This window comes from Achromobacter sp. AONIH1, assembly GCF_002902905.1.
Lineage (GTDB): Bacteria > Pseudomonadota > Gammaproteobacteria > Burkholderiales > Burkholderiaceae_B > Achromobacter.
In genome coordinates this window covers 1980399-1997314 of the sequence record NZ_CP026124.1, presented here as the reverse complement: position 1 = coordinate 1997314, position 16916 = coordinate 1980399, and the positions used below count along the sequence as shown (strand labels likewise).

Genomic DNA, 16916 nt, shown 5'->3' with positions numbered 1-16916 from the left:
ACGGTGCCGGCTCGGCCGGTCCGTAGCGGCGCCCTGTTGAAGCGGGAGGCGCGCAGCGCTCGGTGGGGTCCTCTATTTGAATTCCATCATCGCGCGTTCAACATCTTCCACGCCGGGCAGTCCCGCCTCGTTGCCCAGATGCTGGATCTTGTGCGCCGACGCCGCGCGGGCAAACGTGAAGTGCTCCGACCACGGCAGTTCAGGACGATTCAGGTACGACCAGACATAGGCGCCGTGGAACACGTCGCCCGCGCCCGAAGTGTCCACGATGCGCTCGGCCGGCACACCCAGTGAAGCCAGTTCGCGGATCTTGCCGTCCTCGCCATACCAGAGCATGCCGCGCTCGCCCAGCGTGACGGCGCCGACGCGGCAACCCCGGGCCTGCAGGAATTCCAGCAGGCCTTGCGGCGACAGTCCCATCTGCTCGCACATGCGCTCGGCGCATACGGCCACGTCGATGTAGCGCAACAGCTCGTCGGTGTTCTCGCGCACGCCGCCGCCGTCCAGCGAGGTCAGGATGCCGGCCTGGCGGAAGGCGCGCGCGTAGTGCAGCGCCGCGTCGGGCTGATGGCCGTCCAGGTGCAGCGCGCGGTAGCCGCTGATGTCCAGGCGGGGGAAATCGTTCAGATAGTCGGCATCGCGGGCGCGCACGATGGCGCGCTTGCCGTGGTTGGGCATGATGCAGGACAGCGAGGACCGGCGCACCTGGCGCGTGTGCAGCGCCACGCCGTGGGCGGCCGCCATGTCGGCATACATGTGGCCCAGCCAGTCCGGCGCCATGGAGCAGATCAGATCGGGCGCGGAGCCCAGCTTGGCGCAGGCGAAAGCCGCCGTCACGGCATTGCCGCCGAAGGACACCGCGTAGTCGCTGGCCACGCTCTTCTCGTCCCCGGTCGGCCAATGATCGGCCAGCAGGGTGACGTCGATATAGGTATGTCCGATGAATAGGGACGTGCAGCTCATGTTCCTGCCTTGTAGGTCGCGCCGCCACAAGGCGGCGATCGCGTTGCAAAGGGATGATGGTCGTGGCGCTGGCCCGCCTAGCGGAGGCTGGCCGCCCGTGCAAGGGTCGCCTCCCGCGCGAACCACCCATCTTCGGGCCGCACCATGCTACGCCATTCCCCGCGCCCGCGCCGTCGCGATGCCGGCCCGGCATGATGCCAGTCTGGAACCGGCGGAATCGGGCATCGCTTTCGGGCGCTTTCTTTAATACTCAATATGAGTATAATTTTCCCGAACCCATTCCGGAACCGGAGACAGCCATGTCCATCAAGTCCGTCGCGTTCGACCACCCGACTTCCGCCGGCGCCTGCGGCGTTGGCCAGGCCTGGGCCCGCGTGCCCGCGCCGCAAAGCCCCGACCAGCAGCGCCAGGCCGCCGACCGGCTGCGCCGCCTGCTGCGTGAGCGCGACGCGGTGATGATCGCCCACTACTACGTGGATGGCCCGCTGCAGGACCTGGCGCGCGAAACCGGCGGCTGCGTCGGCGATTCGCTGGAAATGGCGCGCTTCGGCGCCAACCATCCCGCGTCCACCCTGGTGGTGGCCGGCGTGCGTTTCATGGGCGAGACCGCCAAGATCCTCAGCCCGCGCAAGCGCGTGTTGATGCCGGACGGCGAGGCCACCTGCTCGCTGGACCTGGGCTGTCCCGCCGACGCGTTCAGCCGCTATTGCGACGCCCATCCCGACCGCACCGTGGTGGTCTACGCCAACACCAGCGCCGCGGTGAAGGCGCGGGCCGACTGGGTTGTGACGTCCTCGGTAGGACAGGACATCGTGGCGCACCTGCACGCCCGCGGCGAAAAGATCCTGTGGGCCCCCGACCGCCACCTGGGCGCCTACATCCAGGCGCAGACCGGCGCCGACATGCTGCTGTGGCAAGGCTCCTGCGTGGTGCATGACGAGTTCAAGGCCGACGAATTGGCCGCGCTGTCGCGCGAGCACCCGCAAGCGGCCATCCTGGTCCATCCCGAATCGCCGGCCGGCGTCGCCGCGCTGGCCGATGTGGTCGGCTCCACGACGCAGCTGATCGCCGCCGCCGGCCGGCTCGATGCCGACACCTTCATCGTCGCCACCGACCAGGGCATCCTCCACGACATGCGGCAACGCCATCCGGGCAAGACCTTCCTGGCCGCGCCCACCGCCGGCCATGGCGCGACCTGCAAGAGCTGCGCGCTGTGTCCCTGGATGGCGATGAACGCGCTGGACGGCGTGGAGCAGGCCCTGACCTCGGGCCGAGGCGAAATCGCGCTGGATCCGGCCATCGCGCTGGCCGCGCGCCGGCCCATCGAACGCATGCTGGATTTCGCCGCCGCGGCTCGCCAGCCGGTGCGCAGCAGCGGCGACTTCGCGCGCGACGGCGCGCTGTACCGCCACTTCGGCCCGGCCTGAGGACAGGTCCATGCATCCGGAATCGACAGACGTGCTCGTCATCGGCGCTGGCCTGGCCGGCATGGCCACCGCCCTGTCGCTGCCGCCGCATCTGCGCGTGGTCATGCTGAGCAAGGGCCCGGCGGACGATTGCGCCAGCGCCTGGGCGCAAGGCGGCATCGCGGCGGCGCAGGCGCCGGACGACAGCATCGAGGCGCACGTCCAGGACACGCTGGTCGCCGGCGCCGGGCTGTGCGACGCCGACGCCGTGCGCGGCATCCTGGCGCAAGGCCCCGCGGCGATCGACTGGCTGCTCGGACTCGGCGTGCCCTTCACGCGGGAAGAGGATGGCCGCTCGCTGCACCTGACGCGCGAGGGCGGCCACGGCGCGCGCCGCATCGCCCACGCGGCCGACGCCACCGGGCGGGCCGTGCACGCCGCGCTGCTGCGGCAATGCCGCGCACGGCCCAACATCAGGCTGATCGAACATGCGGCCGCGCTGGATCTGCTGCTGGCCGAACCCGCCGATGCCGGCGCGACCCGGCGCTGCCTCGGCGCACGGGTGCGCGTCGGCGACGGCGATATCACGCCCTGGCTGGCCAGTCATACGGTGCTGGCGACGGGCGGACTGGGACAGGTCTATGCCCAGACCACCAACCCCGATGCCGCGACCGGCGACGGCGTGGCCATGGCCTGGCGCGCGGGCTGCCAGGTGGCGGACATGGAATTCGTGCAGTTCCACCCCACCGCGCTGCAGGTGGATGGCCGCGCGGCCGGCCTGGTGACCGAGGCGCTGCGCGGCGAAGGCGCCGTGTTGCGCCTGCCGGGCGGCGAGCGCTTCATGCCCGCGCACGACCCGCGCGCGGAACTGGCGCCGCGCGACATCGTGGCGCGCGCGATCTGGGCCGAGATGTCGCGTCTCGATCTGCCCTATGTGCACCTGGACATCTCGCACCGGCCGCGCGCCTGGCTGGAGCGGCACTTTCCCGCCGTGACGGCGCTGTGCGCCGCGCATGGCATCGACATCGCCACGCAGCCCATGCCGGTCGCGCCCTGCGCGCACTATGCCTGCGGCGGCGTCCGCGCGGACGTGGACGGCGCCACCGGCATCGCCAGCCTGCACGCCGTGGGCGAAGTCGCGCGCACCGGCCTGCATGGCGCCAACCGGCTGGCCAGCAATTCGCTGCTGGAATGCGTGGTGATGGGGCGGGCGGCGGCAAGCGCCATCGCCGCATCGGGCGATGCAGTAAACGCGGGAGCCTTGGCGGCGTCATCGCCGGCGCGGGCGCAACTGCCTGCTCGCCCAGCCACGCGGCCTGCCCCGGAAGTGCCCGGCGCGCCCGACACGATACGCGCTGCACTGCGACGCCTGATGCAGCAGCAAGCGGGCATCATCCGCAGCGATGAGGGGCTGGCCGACGCGGCCAGACGGATAGCAGCATGGCGCCGCGAATTGCCGCCCGATGCGGATCCCGGACGGGACGCCCGCTGGCTGGCGCTGCGCAACCAGCTGGATGTGTGCGGCCTGATCGTCGACGCGGCGGCGCGGCGGCGGGAAAGCCGGGGCGCGCACGCCAGCAGCGACTGGCCCGCCCTCAGCGACGCGCCGGGCGGCCCCTAGCTCTAGTTCCAGGCGCGGTGGCGGGATACGCGAAGTCGGGACGCGGCTCCCGGTCGCCAGGCCGCGCAGCCTCCCCTCCTGGTCTCGCCCCCCCAAATGCGCACGCCGAGTGGCCGGCAAGCCCGCGCGCTATACCGACTCGCCCGCTTGCGCCAGCACCTGCCTGGCCCGCGCGATGACCGGCGCGTCCACCATGCGCCCGTCCAGCATGAACGCGCCCGGCCCGCCATCGCGATGCGCGGCAAGCACGCGCCGCGCCCAGTCCAGCTCGGCGGCGGCCGGCGCGAAAGCCTGATGGATCAGCGGCACCTGGGCCGGATGGATGCAGAGCATGCCGCCAAAGCCCATCTGCTGCGCCCTGGACGCTGCGCGCGCCAGACCGGCGGTGTCCTGCACGCCGGGAAACACCCCGTCCAGCGCCGGCGGCAACCCGGCCGCGCGGGTCTGCAACAGCACCTGGATGCGGGCATGGTCGAGCACGATCCCGGCGCCCGGCGAGTCAGGCGACAACCCCAGGTCCAGCGCGTAATCCAGGCTGCCAAAGGCCAGCCGCGCCACGCCGGGCGTGGCCGCGACTTCCGCAAGATTGAGCACGCCGCGCGCCGTTTCGATGATGGGAATGACCGGCAGCCCCGTCTGTGCCGCATGACGCGCCTGCGCCAGGCTTTCGGCCTTGGGCAGCAGGATGGCGGTCACGCCGGCCTTGCCGCGCAGCGCCTTGAGATCGTCCTCGTGCCAGGGCGTGGCGGCGTCGTTGATGCGCACCCACAGGCGCGCCTGAGGATGCGTGCCCAGGAAGTCGCACAGCGCTTCGCGCGCGCTGTCCTTGGCTAGATGCTCGACGGCGTCTTCCAGGTCCACGATCACGGCGTCCGCGCCGCTGGCCAGCGCCTTGGGGATGCGCTCGGGCCGGGAAGCCGGCACGAACAGCGCGGTACGAACGATGGGATGGGTCATACGACCTCCGCGGCGTGCAGTCGCGCCACCTCGTCGGGCGCGTACCCCAATGATGCTAGCACTGCGTCGGTGTTTTCGCCCACGGCCGGCACGGGATCCATGCGCGGCGCGTAGGCGCTGTTGGTGGCGGGCGGCAACAGCGCCGGCAGCGCGCCGGCCGGGCTGCCGACCTCGCGCCAGCGCTGACGCGCCTGGAGCTGCGGATGCGCCCAGACCCCGGCCATGTCGTTGACGCGGGCATTGGCGATCTGTGCATCCTCCAGCCGCTGCGTGACCTGATCGATGTCCAGGCCGGCGAAGACGTCGACGATCAGCGTGCGCAGCGCCTCGCGATTGGCGGTGCGCTGCGAGTTGGACAGGAAGCGCGGATCCTCGGCCAGTTCGGCCTGGCGCAGCACCTGGGCGCAGAACACGCGCCACTCGCGTTCGTTCTGCAGGCCCAGCATGATGGTGGCCCCGCCGCCCACGGGAAACGGCCCGTAGGGATAGATGGTGGCGTGGGCCGCGCCCGCGCGCAGCGGCGGCGGCGCGCCGTCAAAGGCGTAATACATGGGATAGCCCATCCACTCGACCATGCTTTCCAGCATGGACACGTCGATGCGGCTGCCCTCGCCGGTCCTGCCGCGCAGCAGCAGCGCGTTCAGGATGGCCGAATAGGCATACATGCCGGCGGCGATGTCGGCGATGGAACAGCCGGCCTTGGACGGGCCGTCGGCCGTGCCGGTGACGGACACGAAACCGCTTTCGCTCTGGATCAGCAGGTCGTAGGCCTTCTTGTCCTGGTACGGGCCGCCTTCGCCATAGCCGGAGATATCGCAGACGATCAGGCGCGGGTGCTTCGCATGCAGCGCCTCGAACGACAGCCCCAGCCGCGCGGCCGCGCCCGGCGCCAGATTCTGCACCAGCACGTCGGCGCCGGCCAGCAGACGTTCCATCACGTCGCCGGCCTCGTCACGCTTGAGGTCCAGCGTCAGGCTTTCCTTGGAGCGGTTGGTCCAGACGAAGTGCGAGGACAGGCCGCGCACGCGCTCGTCATAGCCACGGGCGAAATCACCCGCGCCGGGGCGCTCGATCTTGATCACGCGCGCGCCCATGTCGGCCAGCTGGCGGGTGCAGAACGGCGCGGCGATGGCGTGCTCCAGGCTGACGACGGTGATGCCGTCCAGCGGGCGGGGGGCGGGCGCGCTCATGCCTCGAACCTCAGTTCGGCCTGGTGCGCCAGGGTGCCGTCCTGCTCGGCCCACAGCCTGGCCAGCCCCGAACCCTCCAGCCGGCCCGCGACATGGAAGGGCGTGGGCGAGATCAACGGCCGCAGGCCGCGATACGACAGATGCTTCAGCCTGGCCTGGGGATGGGCGCGGACGAAGGCGGCGACCATCTCGGTGGCGATCAGCGGCCCGTGCACCACCAGGCCGGGATAGCCCTCGACAGTGGTGACATAGGGATGATCGTAGTGGATGCGGTGGCCGTTGAAGGTCACCGCCGAATAGCGGAACAGCAGCACGGAAGTCGGCTCGACCGGGTCGCGCCACTGCGCCTCGGGCGCCGGCTCGGACCCGGACAACTTGGGCGGCGTGGGCTGGCGGTAGACGATGTCCTGTTCCTCCAGGATCGCGGCCTCGCCGTCCTGGCGGTATTCGTGGCGCACGGTGACGAACAGCAGCGCACCCGTGCGGCCGGTCTTTTCCTTGACGTCGGCCACCGTGGACACGCGCTCGGCCGGCACGCCGACCCTGAGCGGCCGGACGAATTCGACCCGGCCGCCGGCCCACATGCGGTTGCGGTCATGCGCCGGCGGCAGGAAACCGCCGCGCGAGGGATGGCCATCCGTCCCCAGCCCATCCTGGCTCACGGCGCTGATGAAGAAGGCCCATTGCCACAGCGGCGGCAACGCGTCGCCGCGGGCCGGCGCCGGCCCGCCCAGGGCGGCGGCGATGCGCGCGGCATGGCCGGGATCGAGCGCGTCGGCCAGGCGCTCGCTGCTGCCGATCCAGGCGGCGGGGTCGTTGGAGGTCATGCCGGTATCCTTGGTCGAGGGTTGCATGGCGGGAGCATGCCTGGAATGCGCGCTCCCTGTGAATTCATTTTTGCTCAAGCCCGCCTTTAGGGGGACCACCCCCGAGCGCTGCGCGCGCCCCCTCAAGGGGGCGCAGCCGCGGACCGGCAAAGCCGGCTCCGCGCTGCCCCGCTCGGGAGCGTCTGCGCCAGACAGATTCCGAGGATCGCACGGGTGGCGCGTCGCGCCACGGATCACTAATATGGCGCATGCACTTTGATCTTCCCGACCTCCGCCTGTTCATCCACATCGCCGAATCCCCCAGCCTGACGCAGGCGGCCAAGCGCGCCCACCTGTCGCTGGCCGCGGTCAGCGTGCGCATCAAGGCGCTGGAGAACCAGCTCAATACCCGCCTGCTGTACCGCGACAGCCGGGGCGTGGAGATCACGCCCGCCGGCCAGCGCCTGCTGCAGCATGCGCGCGTGATCCTGCGCCAGGTGGACCACCTGAAGCACGACTTCCAGGAACAGGCCGACGGCGACGCCGGCCATATCCGCATCTTCGCCAACACCACGGCGGTCACCGAGTTCATGCCCGACCTGCTGGCCCGCTACCTGGCCGGGCATCCGGGCGTGACCGTGGACCTGCAGGAGCGGCTGACGCGCGACATCGTGCGCGGCGTGCGCGACGGCACCACCGACCTGGGCATCGTGGCCGGCCCGGTGGACGCGCCTGAATTGCAGGCCATCCACTTCAGCACCGACCGCCTGGTGCTGGTGACGCCCAACGGCCACCCCTTGCAGGACCGCGCCAAGGTCAAGCTGACCGAGGCCGTCCGCTATCCCTTCATCACCATGCACGAAGGCTCCACGCTGGTGGCCTTCCTGCGCGAACAGCTGGAAATGGCCGGCCAGCGCCTGCCCCAGCGCATCCAGCTCTACAGCTTCGATTCCATCTGCCGCATGGTGCAGGCAGGCGTCGGCGTGGGCGTGATTCCGGATTCGGCCGCACGGCGCTACGGCGCCAGCCAGGGCCTGCGCGTGGTCGAGCTGGACGAACCCTGGGTGGTGCGCGAGCGCAAGCTGCTGCTGCGCGACATCGACGCCCTGCCCGGCTGCGCGCGCGAGCTGATCGCGCAGATACAGGAGTCGCGCGACGAGTCCGGCGACACGGCGCGGCCGGACGAAGCCGTGCGGGCTTCAGCCAAGCCGCGCGCTGCCGCCAAGACGCCGGCTGCAAGGACTCCGGCGGCAAGGACGCAGGCTGCCGAGACTCGGGCTGCGGAGACTCAGGCAGCCAGGCCGCAAGCGGCAAGATCCCCCCGCAGCGCGAAGGCCCCGCTCAAGTCCCGGTGAACGCCGGCGGACGCTTTTCGGCGAAGGCGCGCATGCCTTCCAGGTAGTCGTCGGTGTATCCCAGCTCGCGCTGCAACCGGGTTTCCAGGTCGAACTGCTGCGCCAGCGTATTGCCGCTGGACGCGTGCAACGCCTGCTTGGCCGCCGCGTAGGCACGCGTCGGCCCCGCCGCCAGCGTGGCTTCGATCTCGGCCAGCGTCGCCGCCAGCGCCTCGTCGGGCACCGCGCGCCAGATCAGGCCCCAGGCCTCAGCCTGCCGCGCGCTGACAGACTCGCCGAACAACGCCGCGCCCATCGCGCGGGCGGAGCCGACCAATCGCGGCAGGAACCAGGTGCCGCCCGCGTCGGGCAACAGGCCGATCTTGCTGAAGGCCTGCACGAAGCGGGCCGATTCCACCGCGTAGATCACGTCGCAGGCCAGCGCCAGGCTGGCGCCCGCTCCGGCGGCCACGCCGTTGAGCATGCACACCACCGGCACCGGCAACGCGCGCAGCCGCAGGATCAGCGGCCGGTAGCGCGTCTCCAGCCCCACGCTCAGGTCGCGACGCTCGCCGGCAGCGGGCGGCTTGCGTTCGGAGAGGTCCTGGCCGGCGCAAAAGCCCCGGCCCGCGCCGGTCACGATCAATCCGCGCAGGCCCTCGCAGGCCTCCAGCGCGTCCAGCGCGCGGGCCAGTTCGGCATGCATGGCCTCGGTGAAGCTGTTCAGCCGCTCGGGCCGGTTCAGCGTGATGCGGCCCACGCCCTGGCGCAACGAAAAACGGATCTGCGCATATCCGGCCTCGTCGTTGCCAACGTCCGCCACATCGTTCATGTTCCCTCCTCCTCCCGCGCCAGCGCTTCCAGCACCGCCAGCTGCTCGGCGCTATCGCCCAGCAGCTGGTCGGCGACGGTCAGCCGCTTGAAGTAGTCGCCCACCTCCAGCTCGTCGGTCATGCCCATGCCGCCATGCAGCTGCACCGCCGCCTGCGCCAGCTGCCGGCCGGCGCGCGCCGTTTCCAGCTTGGCCGACGCCAGCATGCGGCGGCGCCGTAGCGGGTCGTCCTCGGTCAGCGCGGCCGCCGCCACATAGGCCATGGACAGCGCCAGCTCCTTGGCCACGTACATCTCGGCGACGCGATGCTGCAGCGCCTGGAAGCTTGCCAAGGGCTGGCCGAACTGCTTGCGGGTCTTGATATAGTCGACGGTGATCTCCAGCAGGCGCTCCATCGCCCCGGCCGCATGCGCGCACAGCGCGGCCGTGCCCCAATGCAGGGACTCGGCCAGCGCCTGTCGCGCCGGCTCGCCCTGCGCCAATAGCGCTTCCGCGTCCAGCCGGACGCCGTCGAAGTCCAGCCGCGCGCAACGCGCGCCGTCCAGCGTGGGCGTGTCGGTCACGCGCGCGCCGGCGATACCCGCCGGCACGGCCAGGAGCAGCGGCGCGCCATCCTCGCCACGCGCGCAGACCAGCCAGACGGCGGCGGCCGCGCCGTGCCAGACCAGATGCTTGGCGCCGTCCAGCCGCCAGCCCAGGCCGTCGCGCGACGCGCGGCAATTCGCGGGATCGGGGTCATAGCGCCGGCCAGGCTCCTGCCAGGCCACGCTGGCGATGCACTCGCCCGAGGCGATGCCCGGCAGCCAGCGCCGGCGCGCGCCCTCGCCGCAAGCCGCCACCAGGGCCGCGCCCATCACGGCGCTGGGAATGACCGGCTCGGACACCAGTCCGCGCCCCAGTTCAAGATGCACCGGCAGCAGGCTGGCTGGCGGCTCGCCGAAACCGCCGCAATTCTCGGCGATGTTCAGGCCCAGCACGCCCAGGCCGGCCAGCGCATCCCAGGCTCCGGCGTCGAGCGTACCAGCCGCCTGGCGCTTGCGGCGCCGCGCCTGCGTCCAGTCCTGCGCCACCAGGCGCCGCAGGCTGTCGGCCAGCATGCGCTGTTCTTCGGTATAGATGAAATCCATGCGTGGTTTTCCTTGTGGGAGGGGGGCGCCGGGCTTCCGTCGACGGGCTGCCGCTGACGAGCATCCGGCGACCAGCATCCGGATGTCACAGCCCCAGCGCGTGGCGCGCGATGATGCCCTTCTGCACTTCCGTGGTGCCGCCGTAGATCGAGGTCTTGCGCATGTCGGCGTAGCCCGCGCCGGCGGCAGCCGCCATCTCCGGCCCCGGCCCGTGCCAGTCCGCGCCCGCCAGCATCCAGTCCGGGTCGTAGGGCCAGCAGTCCGGGCCGGCCACCTCCATCTGCAGCATGGCCAGGTCCTGCTGGATTTCGGAGCCGCGTATCTTCAGCACCGACGCCTCGGCGCCCGGCGCGCCGCCGTCGCCGGCGGCCACGCGCAGCAGCAGCATCTCCAGCGCCATGATGTCGGCCTCGATGCGCGAAATGCGGTCGCGCATGCGGCTGTCTTCCAGCAGCGGACGGCCCCGTGAAGTCGCCTGCCACGCCATGCGCTTGAGGATGCCCAGCTCGCGGTGGCAATGCCCGAGCCCGGCGATGCCGGTACGCTCGTGGCCGAGCAGGTACTTGGCGTAGGTCCAGCCCTGGTTCTCTTCCCCCACCAGGTTGACGGCCGGCACGCGCACGTTTTCCAGCCAGACTTCGTTGACGTCGCAGCCACCGTCCAGCGTCCGGATCGGACGCACGCTGACGCCGGGCGCTCGCATGTCCAGCAGCAGCATGGAAATGCCGCGCTGGGCGCGCGCGCCGTGATCGGTGCGGACCAGGCAGAACATGCGGTCGGCGTATTGCGCCAGCGTGGTCCAGGTCTTCTGGCCGTTGACCACGTACTCGCCGCCGTCGCGCTCGGCGCGGGTCGACAGCGAGGCCAGGTCCGAACCCGAACCCGGCTCCGAATAACCCTGGCACCACCAGTCCTGCACGCGGATGATGCGCGGCAGCAGCTCGGCCTGCTGCGCGGCGCTGCCGTACTTCATCAGCACCGGTCCGATCATGGACAGGCCGAAGGGCAGCAGCCTCGGCGCGCCCGCCTTGAAGCACTCGACCTCGAAGATCAGCCGTTGCAGCGCGTTCCAGCCGGTGCCGCCGTGCTCGACGGGCCAGGTGGGCGCGCCCCAGCCGCGGTCGGCCAGGACCAGGTGCCAGCGCACATAGTCGTCGCGTTCCAACCGCTGATGTCGCAGCACCTTGTCGCGGATATCCGGCGGCAGGCTGGCGGCGGCGAAGGCCGCGACCTCCTCGCGGAAGCGGCGCAGCTCGGGCGTCCAGGTCAGGTTCATATCTGTCTCCTTTTCCGGTATCTAGCCACGCGCGCTGGCGACCCGGCAATCTGCCTCTGCCGAAGACGGCCTTCCGCGCAGGCAGAGAGGGTCGCCCTACGGACGCGCAAAAGACCAGCTTCAGCAATGAAGAATGGCCGAAGCGCGTCACGCTGCGGACACTAGCAGCCATGTCCAACGCTCCCGTCCCGACCCCATGACCTCCCTCGACAGCCCGCCCGCCAACTGCGGCGCCGACGCCCTCTACCGCCGGGCGCTGGACCGGGGCATCTTCCTCATCCAGCGTTGCGGCGGCTGCGAGCGGGCCGTGTTCCATCCCCGCATGATCTGCCCCCATTGCGGCGCCGACCGTCTGTCCTGGTTCGAGCCGGACGGCGCCGGCGTGGTCTATTCGACCACCGTGGTGCGGCGCAAGCCCGAAGCCGGCGGCGACTACAACGTCGCGCTGGTCGACCTGAAGGAAGGCGTGCGGCTGATGAGCCGCGTCGAGGGCGTGCCACCGGAGGCGGTACGCATCGGCATGTCCGTGCGCGCCCGGATTGCGTCCGAGAACGGCCAGGGCCTGCTGGTGTTCGCGCCGCAACAGGAGGCAGCATGAAACTGCACGATCTGCGAGGCGCGGTGGCCGTGGCAGGCGTGGGCCACGCCGGCCTGGGGCAGGCCCAGGGCTATACCGAAATGGAAATCCTGGTGCAGGCGGCGCAGCGCGCCGTGGCCGATGCCGGCCTGTCCATGCGCGATATCGACGGCATCTGCACCGCCAGCGTGGCCGCGCCGATGTGGGCCATGCCCGTGATCGAGCACCTGGGCATACGGCCCACCTTCATCGACAGCACCATGCTGGGCGGCTCCAGCTTCGTGGCCCATCTGCTGCCGGCGCTGCACGCGCTGGCCTCGGGCCAGTGCCAGGCAGTGCTGGTCTGCTACGGCAGCACGCAGCGCACGTCGGCGCTGTCGCGCGCGGAGATCGGCCGGGTACGCAGGCAGTTCGATCCCCAACCCTACGAGACGCCCTACGAGCCGCTGAGCCCGCTGTCGTCCTACGCGTTGGCGGCTGCCCGCCACATGCACCAGTACGGCACGCGCCGCGAAGACCTGGCGCAGGTGGCGCTGGCCGCCAATCAATGGGCCCAGCTCAACCCCGAGGCCCAACTGCGCGAACCGGCCACGCTGGAACAGATCCTGTCCGCCCGCATGATGTCCGATCCGCTCAGCGCGCGCGACTGCTGCCTGGTGACCGACGGCGCCGGCGCCTACGTGCTGGTGCGCGCCGAACGCGCGCGCGACCTGCCTCGGCCGCCGGTGTATGTGCTGGGCAACGCCACCTCGGTCTGGAATCGCCAGATCTCGTCGATGGAAGACCTGACCATCACCGCCGCCACCGAGTCGGGCCGGCGCGCCTTCGAGATGGCCGGACTGAAGCCCGCCGACATCGATGTGGTCGAGCTGTACGACGCCTTCACCATCAATACCCTGCTGTTCCTGGAAGACCTGGGATTCTGCGCCAAGGGCGAGGCGCGCGACTTCATCGCCGGCGGCGCCATCGCGCCGGGCGGCCGGCTGCCGGTCAACACCAACGGCGGCGGGCTGTGCTGCGTGCATCCCGGCATGTACGGCGTATTCATCATGATCGAGGCGGTGCGCCAGCTGCGCGGCGAATGCGGCGCGCGCCAGGTGTCCGGCGCCGCGCTGGCGCTGGTGCATGGCAACGGCGGCACGCTGTCCAGCCAATCCACCGCCATTCTCGGCATCCAGGCCACGCTTTGAACCCGCGACATTCCATGCCTCATTCCGATTCCCCCGACCGCATCCACGACATCCTTGCCCGGCAGGCGCAGCGCCAGCCCGACGCCGTCTGCCTGTACGAAGAAGGCGGCGGCGTGGTCCGCTACGGCCAGCTGTGGCAGCGCGCGCAAGAGGCCGCGGCCTGGCTGGCCGGCCAGGGCGTGGCGCGCGGCGACCGCGTCATGCTGGTGGGCGAGAACTGCGCCGCCATGGTCGTGTCGCTGTTCGCCTGCAGCCTGGCCGGCGCCTGGCAGGTGGGCGTGAACGCGCGGCTGTCGGCGCGCGAAGTCGCCAGCATCCGCCAGCACGCGCGGCCCCGGCTCACGCTGTACACCAGCGGGGTTTCGTCCGCCGCGCGCGAACATGCCGAGACCGCCGGCGCCACGCCCGCCGCGCTGCCCGCCTGGGGCGGCGGCGTGGATGCCAGCCTCGCGTCCGAACCGCCCGCGGCGGAAACCGGCGAGCTGGCCGACGCCGTCGCCACCCTAATCTACACCTCGGGCACCACCGGCACGCCCAAGGGCGTGATGGTGCCGCACCGGGGCCTGCTGCATTTCGCGCGGATATCGGCGGCATCGCGGCGGCTGACGCCGCATGACATCGGCTACGCCGCGCTGCCGCTGTCGCACATCTTCGGCATCGCCACGGTGCTGCTGGCCACGCAGCACGCCGGCGCCAGCCTGGTGGTGCGCAGCCGCTTCGATACCGAGGACGTGTACCGCGCGCTGCGCCAGCCCGGCATCAGCATCCTGCAGGGCGTGCCCACCATGTTCAGCCGCCTGCTGGCGTCCGCGCCGCCGCGCGGCGAGCTGCGCGCGCCGAACCTGCGATATCTCTATACCGGCGGCGCCGCGCTGGACCCCACGCTCAAGCGCGACGCGGAACGCTATTTCGGACTGCCCATGCATCACGGCTACGGCATCACCGAATATGCCGGCTCCATGTTCATCACCGACATGGACCGCCCGCGCGGCGACTGCTCGTCCGGCTACGCGGTGGACGGCGTCGAATGGCGCATCGGCAGCCCGGACCGCGCCACGCCGGAGCCTGGCGAGCGCGGCACCATCCTGATCCGGGGGCCCGGCGTCATGCTGGGCTATTACCGCGATCCCGAGCAGACGGCGCGCGCGCTGTTGCCCGGCGGTTGGCTGGATACCGGCGATATCGGCTACGTGGATGCCGACGGCGCGCTGTTCATCGCCGGACGCAGCAAGGATCTGATCATCCGTTCCGGCTTCAACGTCTATCCCATCGAGGTGGAATCGGTCATCAACGCCTTTCCCGGCGTGCGGCTGTCGGCCGTGGTGGGGCGCCAGACCGAAGACCACAACGAAGAGGTCGTCGCCTTCGTCGAGCCGCTGCCCGGCGCCGCGCTGGACACCCGCCTGCTGATGCTGCACCTGCGCGCGCAGCTCGCGCCGTACAAGCGGCCCGCGCAGATCATTCCCATCGACGCCATACCCACCACGGTCAGCGGAAAAATCCTGAAGCAGCCGCTGAAAGACCGGTTGGCGTAGCCGCGGAGCCTGTTCCGCGGCGCGACCGGCCGGCGCACACAAGGAGACACAGCGTGAACCTCAAGACCCTGTTCGCCGCCGCGGCCACCGTCGCGGCCTTGGCCGCGACGCCGGCCTGGAGCGCCTATCCCGACCGGCCCATCCGCCTGCTGGTGGGCTATGCCCCTGGCGGTCCCGTGGACACCACGGCGCGCGTCTTCGCCAAATACCTGGGCGACAAGCTGGGACAGCCCGTGATCGTGGAAAACCGCGCCGGCGCCAGCGGCATGATCGCCTCGGACGCCACCGCCAAGGCCACGCCCGACGGCTACGTGCTGGGCTTCGCCGCCAGCCCGACGCTGACCATGTCGCCGCTGGTCCAGCGCAGCACGCTGTTCGATCCGCGCAAGGACTTCTCGCTGGTCGGCCTGGTGGTGGACTACGCCAACGTGCTGCTGATCGGCCCGCAAGTGCCCGCGACCAGCGTGCCTGAACTGGTCGACTACGCGCGCAAGCATCCGGACGCGGTGTCGTTCGGCTCGGCCGGCATCGGCGCCTCGAACCACCTGTCGGCCGAGCTGTTGAAGAAGCAGGCCGACGCGCCCATGCTGCACGTGCCCTATCGCGGCAATTCGCCCGCCATGGTGGATGTGATCAGCGGCAAGATCACCTTCATGTTCGACATCACCAGCACCGCGATCCCCTTCATCAAGAGCGGCAAGGCGCGCGCGCTGGCCGTCACGTCTCGCACTCGCAATCCCGAGCTGCCCGACGTGCCCACGATGATCGAGGCCGGCCTGAAGGACTATGAAGTGGTGGGCTGGTATGCGCTGGTCGGCCCGAAGCAGCTGCCGGACCCGGTGCACCAGCGGCTGACCAAGGCGCTGGCCCAGGTCTCGAGCGATTCCGCGTTCCGCCAGGCCATGACAGACGGCGGCTACACCATCAACGCCGGCGATTCGCGCGCCTTGCAGGAGCGCATCGACAAGGAATATGCCTTGTGGGCCGACGTGATACGCAGCGCCAACATCCAGGCCAACTGATGCGCGCTGCCCGTTCCTGAACCACCGCCGCGCCGCCCGGGCCGCGAGCCTCGCCCATCCTGGACGCGGCTCGCGGCGCATTCATTCCACGCGAATGTCCGCCTTGCGGATCACCTCGCGCCACTTTCCGATCTCGGCCGCGACGAAATCGCCGAACGCCCGCGGCGTGCCCGGCTTGGGCTCGGCGCCCGCGGCGATCATGCTGCTGGCGGTGGCGGGATCCGACAACACCTGTACCAGGTCCGCGTTCACCTTGGCGACGATGGCCGCCGGCGTGCCGCGCGGCGCCATCATGCCGCTCCACGAATAAGCCTCGTAGTCCGGCAAGCCGGATTCCGCGATGGTGGGCACGTCCGGCAGCAACGCCGAACGCCGCGGATTGCCCACGCCCAGCGCGCGCACCTTGCCGGCCTTGAGCTGCGGCACCGCCGAAGGTCCGTCAGCGAACATCAGCTGCACCTGTCCGCCCACCAGGTCCTGCATGGCGGGCGCGCTGCCGCGATACGGCACGTGCTGGATCCTGGTTCCGGCCATGGCATTGAACAGTTCGCCGGCCAGATGCGTGCCGCCGCCCGTGCCCGACGAGCTGAACGACAGCTTGCCGGGCTGAGCCTTGGCATAGGCGATCAGCTCGCTCACGCTGTTCACCGGCATTGACGGATTGACCACCAGCACGATGGGGAACACCGCCGCCATGCCCACAGGCTCGAAATCACGCAGGATGTCGTAGCTGAGGTTGTCACGCAGGCTGGGCAGCACCGCATGGTGGATGGAGGCGAAGAAAAGGCTGTAGCCATCGGGCTCCGCCTTCGCGGCGAACTGCGCGCCCACGATGCCGCCAGCGCCGGATTTGTTGTCCACCACGGTAGGCACGGACCAGAGACGGCCCAGCGGCTGGGTGGCGAAGCGCGCCGTGGTGTCGACCGGCCCGCCCGGCGGAAACGGCACGATGAACGTCACGGCATGGCCGGGCCAGGCGGATGCGGCGCGGACGGCAGGGAATGCGGCGGCGGCGCCCAGCCCCGCGACGACGCGGCGGCGTTGAGGATTGAACACGGCAGTCTCCAGAGTCTCGTTCTT

At 70.7% G+C, this 16916-nt stretch carries 14 protein-coding genes and 1 pseudogene; 7 read left to right on the top strand and 8 right to left on the bottom strand.

Translation table 11 applies throughout. From position 1 onward, the window contains the following. Positions 1 to 72 precede the first annotated feature (72 nt). Positions 73 to 963 carry a sugar kinase gene (locus tag C2U31_RS09215; RefSeq protein ID WP_103272574.1) on the bottom strand — a complete coding sequence of 297 codons (891 nt, stop codon included), beginning with the start codon at positions 961 to 963 and terminating at the stop codon, positions 73 to 75. A 299-nt stretch (positions 964 to 1262) separates the two neighbouring features. Here C2U31_RS09215 and nadA point away from each other — a divergent pair, with 299 nt between their 5' ends. Both nadA and nadB read left to right on the top strand, forming a co-directional pair. Continuing rightward, positions 1263 to 2390 carry a quinolinate synthase NadA gene (gene nadA / locus C2U31_RS09210; protein WP_103272573.1) on the top strand — a complete coding sequence of 376 codons (1128 nt, stop codon included), beginning with the start codon at positions 1263 to 1265 and terminating at the stop codon, positions 2388 to 2390. 10 nt (positions 2391 to 2400) lie between these two features. Then, positions 2401 to 3990 (top strand): L-aspartate oxidase, encoded by a 1590-nt coding sequence (nadB, locus tag C2U31_RS09205; RefSeq protein ID WP_103272572.1) that lies wholly within the window; start codon positions 2401 to 2403, stop codon positions 3988 to 3990. A 129-nt stretch (positions 3991 to 4119) separates the two neighbouring features. Here nadB and C2U31_RS09200 read toward each other — a convergent pair whose 3' ends face one another. From C2U31_RS09200 to C2U31_RS09190, 3 genes are read right to left on the bottom strand one after another with little or no spacing between them, the layout of a single operon-like run. Continuing rightward, positions 4120 to 4947: a CoA ester lyase gene (locus C2U31_RS09200; RefSeq protein WP_103272571.1), complete on the bottom strand. Its 828-nt coding sequence runs from the start codon at positions 4945 to 4947 to the stop codon at positions 4120 to 4122. Next, on the bottom strand, positions 4944 to 6137 hold the full coding sequence (locus tag C2U31_RS09195) for a CaiB/BaiF CoA-transferase family protein (protein WP_103272570.1): 1194 nt from the start codon (positions 6135 to 6137) through the stop codon (positions 4944 to 4946). Before C2U31_RS09195 ends, C2U31_RS09200 begins: the two co-directional genes overlap by 4 nt. Continuing rightward, positions 6134 to 6964, bottom strand: coding sequence for a MaoC family dehydratase N-terminal domain-containing protein (locus C2U31_RS09190; RefSeq protein ID WP_103272569.1), 831 nt, complete (start codon positions 6962 to 6964; stop codon positions 6134 to 6136). Before C2U31_RS09190 ends, C2U31_RS09195 begins: the two co-directional genes overlap by 4 nt. A gap of 248 nt (positions 6965 to 7212) precedes the next feature. Here C2U31_RS09190 and C2U31_RS09185 point away from each other — a divergent pair. Further along, a pseudogene (locus tag C2U31_RS09185) lies at positions 7213 to 8097 on the top strand (LysR substrate-binding domain-containing protein); the annotation flags it as partial. A gap of 187 nt (positions 8098 to 8284) precedes the next feature. Here C2U31_RS09185 and paaG read toward each other — a convergent pair. The 3 genes from paaG to C2U31_RS09170 form a co-directional block, all read right to left on the bottom strand. Then, positions 8285 to 9109: a 2-(1,2-epoxy-1,2-dihydrophenyl)acetyl-CoA isomerase PaaG gene (paaG, locus tag C2U31_RS09180; RefSeq protein ID WP_103272568.1), complete on the bottom strand. Its 825-nt coding sequence runs from the start codon at positions 9107 to 9109 to the stop codon at positions 8285 to 8287. After that, positions 9106 to 10236: an acyl-CoA dehydrogenase family protein gene (locus C2U31_RS09175; RefSeq protein ID WP_103272567.1), complete on the bottom strand. Its 1131-nt coding sequence runs from the start codon at positions 10234 to 10236 to the stop codon at positions 9106 to 9108. The genes paaG and C2U31_RS09175 overlap by 4 nt, the downstream gene beginning before the upstream one ends. Positions 10237 to 10321: 85 nt before the next feature. After that, positions 10322 to 11512, bottom strand: a complete 1191-nt coding sequence (locus C2U31_RS09170; protein WP_103272566.1) for an acyl-CoA dehydrogenase family protein — start codon at positions 11510 to 11512, stop codon at positions 10322 to 10324. 196 nt (positions 11513 to 11708) lie between these two features. Here C2U31_RS09170 and C2U31_RS09165 point away from each other — a divergent pair, with 196 nt between their 5' ends. Genes C2U31_RS09165 through C2U31_RS09150 form a run of 4 tightly spaced genes read left to right on the top strand, consistent with a single transcriptional unit; the run spans position 11709 to position 15836 of the window. Further along, positions 11709 to 12110, top strand: coding sequence for a Zn-ribbon domain-containing OB-fold protein (locus C2U31_RS09165; protein ID WP_103272565.1), 402 nt, complete (start codon positions 11709 to 11711; stop codon positions 12108 to 12110). Continuing rightward, entirely contained in the window at positions 12107 to 13279 is a 1173-nt protein-coding gene (locus tag C2U31_RS09160; protein ID WP_103272564.1) for a thiolase, read from the top strand. Before C2U31_RS09165 ends, C2U31_RS09160 begins: the two co-directional genes overlap by 4 nt. 14 nt (positions 13280 to 13293) lie before the next feature. Next, positions 13294 to 14814 (top strand): class I adenylate-forming enzyme family protein, encoded by a 1521-nt coding sequence (locus C2U31_RS09155; RefSeq protein ID WP_103272563.1) that lies wholly within the window; start codon positions 13294 to 13296, stop codon positions 14812 to 14814. Between the two features lie 53 nt (positions 14815 to 14867). After that, positions 14868 to 15836: a tripartite tricarboxylate transporter substrate binding protein gene (locus C2U31_RS09150; RefSeq protein WP_103272562.1), complete on the top strand. Its 969-nt coding sequence runs from the start codon at positions 14868 to 14870 to the stop codon at positions 15834 to 15836. 81 nt (positions 15837 to 15917) lie between these two features. Here the strand turns inward: C2U31_RS09150 and C2U31_RS09145 are convergent, their stop codons facing one another. Continuing rightward, complete coding sequence (locus tag C2U31_RS09145; RefSeq protein ID WP_103272561.1) at positions 15918 to 16892, bottom strand: tripartite tricarboxylate transporter substrate binding protein; 975 nt, start codon at positions 16890 to 16892, stop codon at positions 15918 to 15920. Positions 16893 to 16916 lie beyond the last annotated feature (24 nt).

Bases quoted from the DNA above. Each gene is read 5' to 3' on its own strand.
- C2U31_RS09215 (WP_103272574.1), bottom strand. From the start codon at position 963: ATGAGCTGCACGTCCCTATTCATCGGACATACCTATATCGACGTCACC.
- nadA (WP_103272573.1), top strand. From the start codon at position 1,263: ATGTCCATCAAGTCCGTCGCGTTCGACCACCCGACTTCCGCCGGCGCC.
- nadB (WP_103272572.1), top strand. From the start codon at position 2,401: ATGCATCCGGAATCGACAGACGTGCTCGTCATCGGCGCTGGCCTGGCC.
- C2U31_RS09200 (WP_103272571.1), bottom strand. From the start codon at position 4,947: ATGACCCATCCCATCGTTCGTACCGCGCTGTTCGTGCCGGCTTCCCGG.
- C2U31_RS09195 (WP_103272570.1), bottom strand. From the start codon at position 6,137: ATGAGCGCGCCCGCCCCCCGCCCGCTGGACGGCATCACCGTCGTCAGC.
- C2U31_RS09190 (WP_103272569.1), bottom strand. From the start codon at position 6,964: ATGACCTCCAACGACCCCGCCGCCTGGATCGGCAGCAGCGAGCGCCTG.
- paaG (WP_103272568.1), bottom strand. From the start codon at position 9,109: ATGAACGATGTGGCGGACGTTGGCAACGACGAGGCCGGATATGCGCAG.
- C2U31_RS09175 (WP_103272567.1), bottom strand. From the start codon at position 10,236: ATGGATTTCATCTATACCGAAGAACAGCGCATGCTGGCCGACAGCCTG.
- C2U31_RS09170 (WP_103272566.1), bottom strand. From the start codon at position 11,512: ATGAACCTGACCTGGACGCCCGAGCTGCGCCGCTTCCGCGAGGAGGTC.
- C2U31_RS09165 (WP_103272565.1), top strand. From the start codon at position 11,709: ATGACCTCCCTCGACAGCCCGCCCGCCAACTGCGGCGCCGACGCCCTC.
- C2U31_RS09160 (WP_103272564.1), top strand. From the start codon at position 12,107: ATGAAACTGCACGATCTGCGAGGCGCGGTGGCCGTGGCAGGCGTGGGC.
- C2U31_RS09155 (WP_103272563.1), top strand. From the start codon at position 13,294: ATGCCTCATTCCGATTCCCCCGACCGCATCCACGACATCCTTGCCCGG.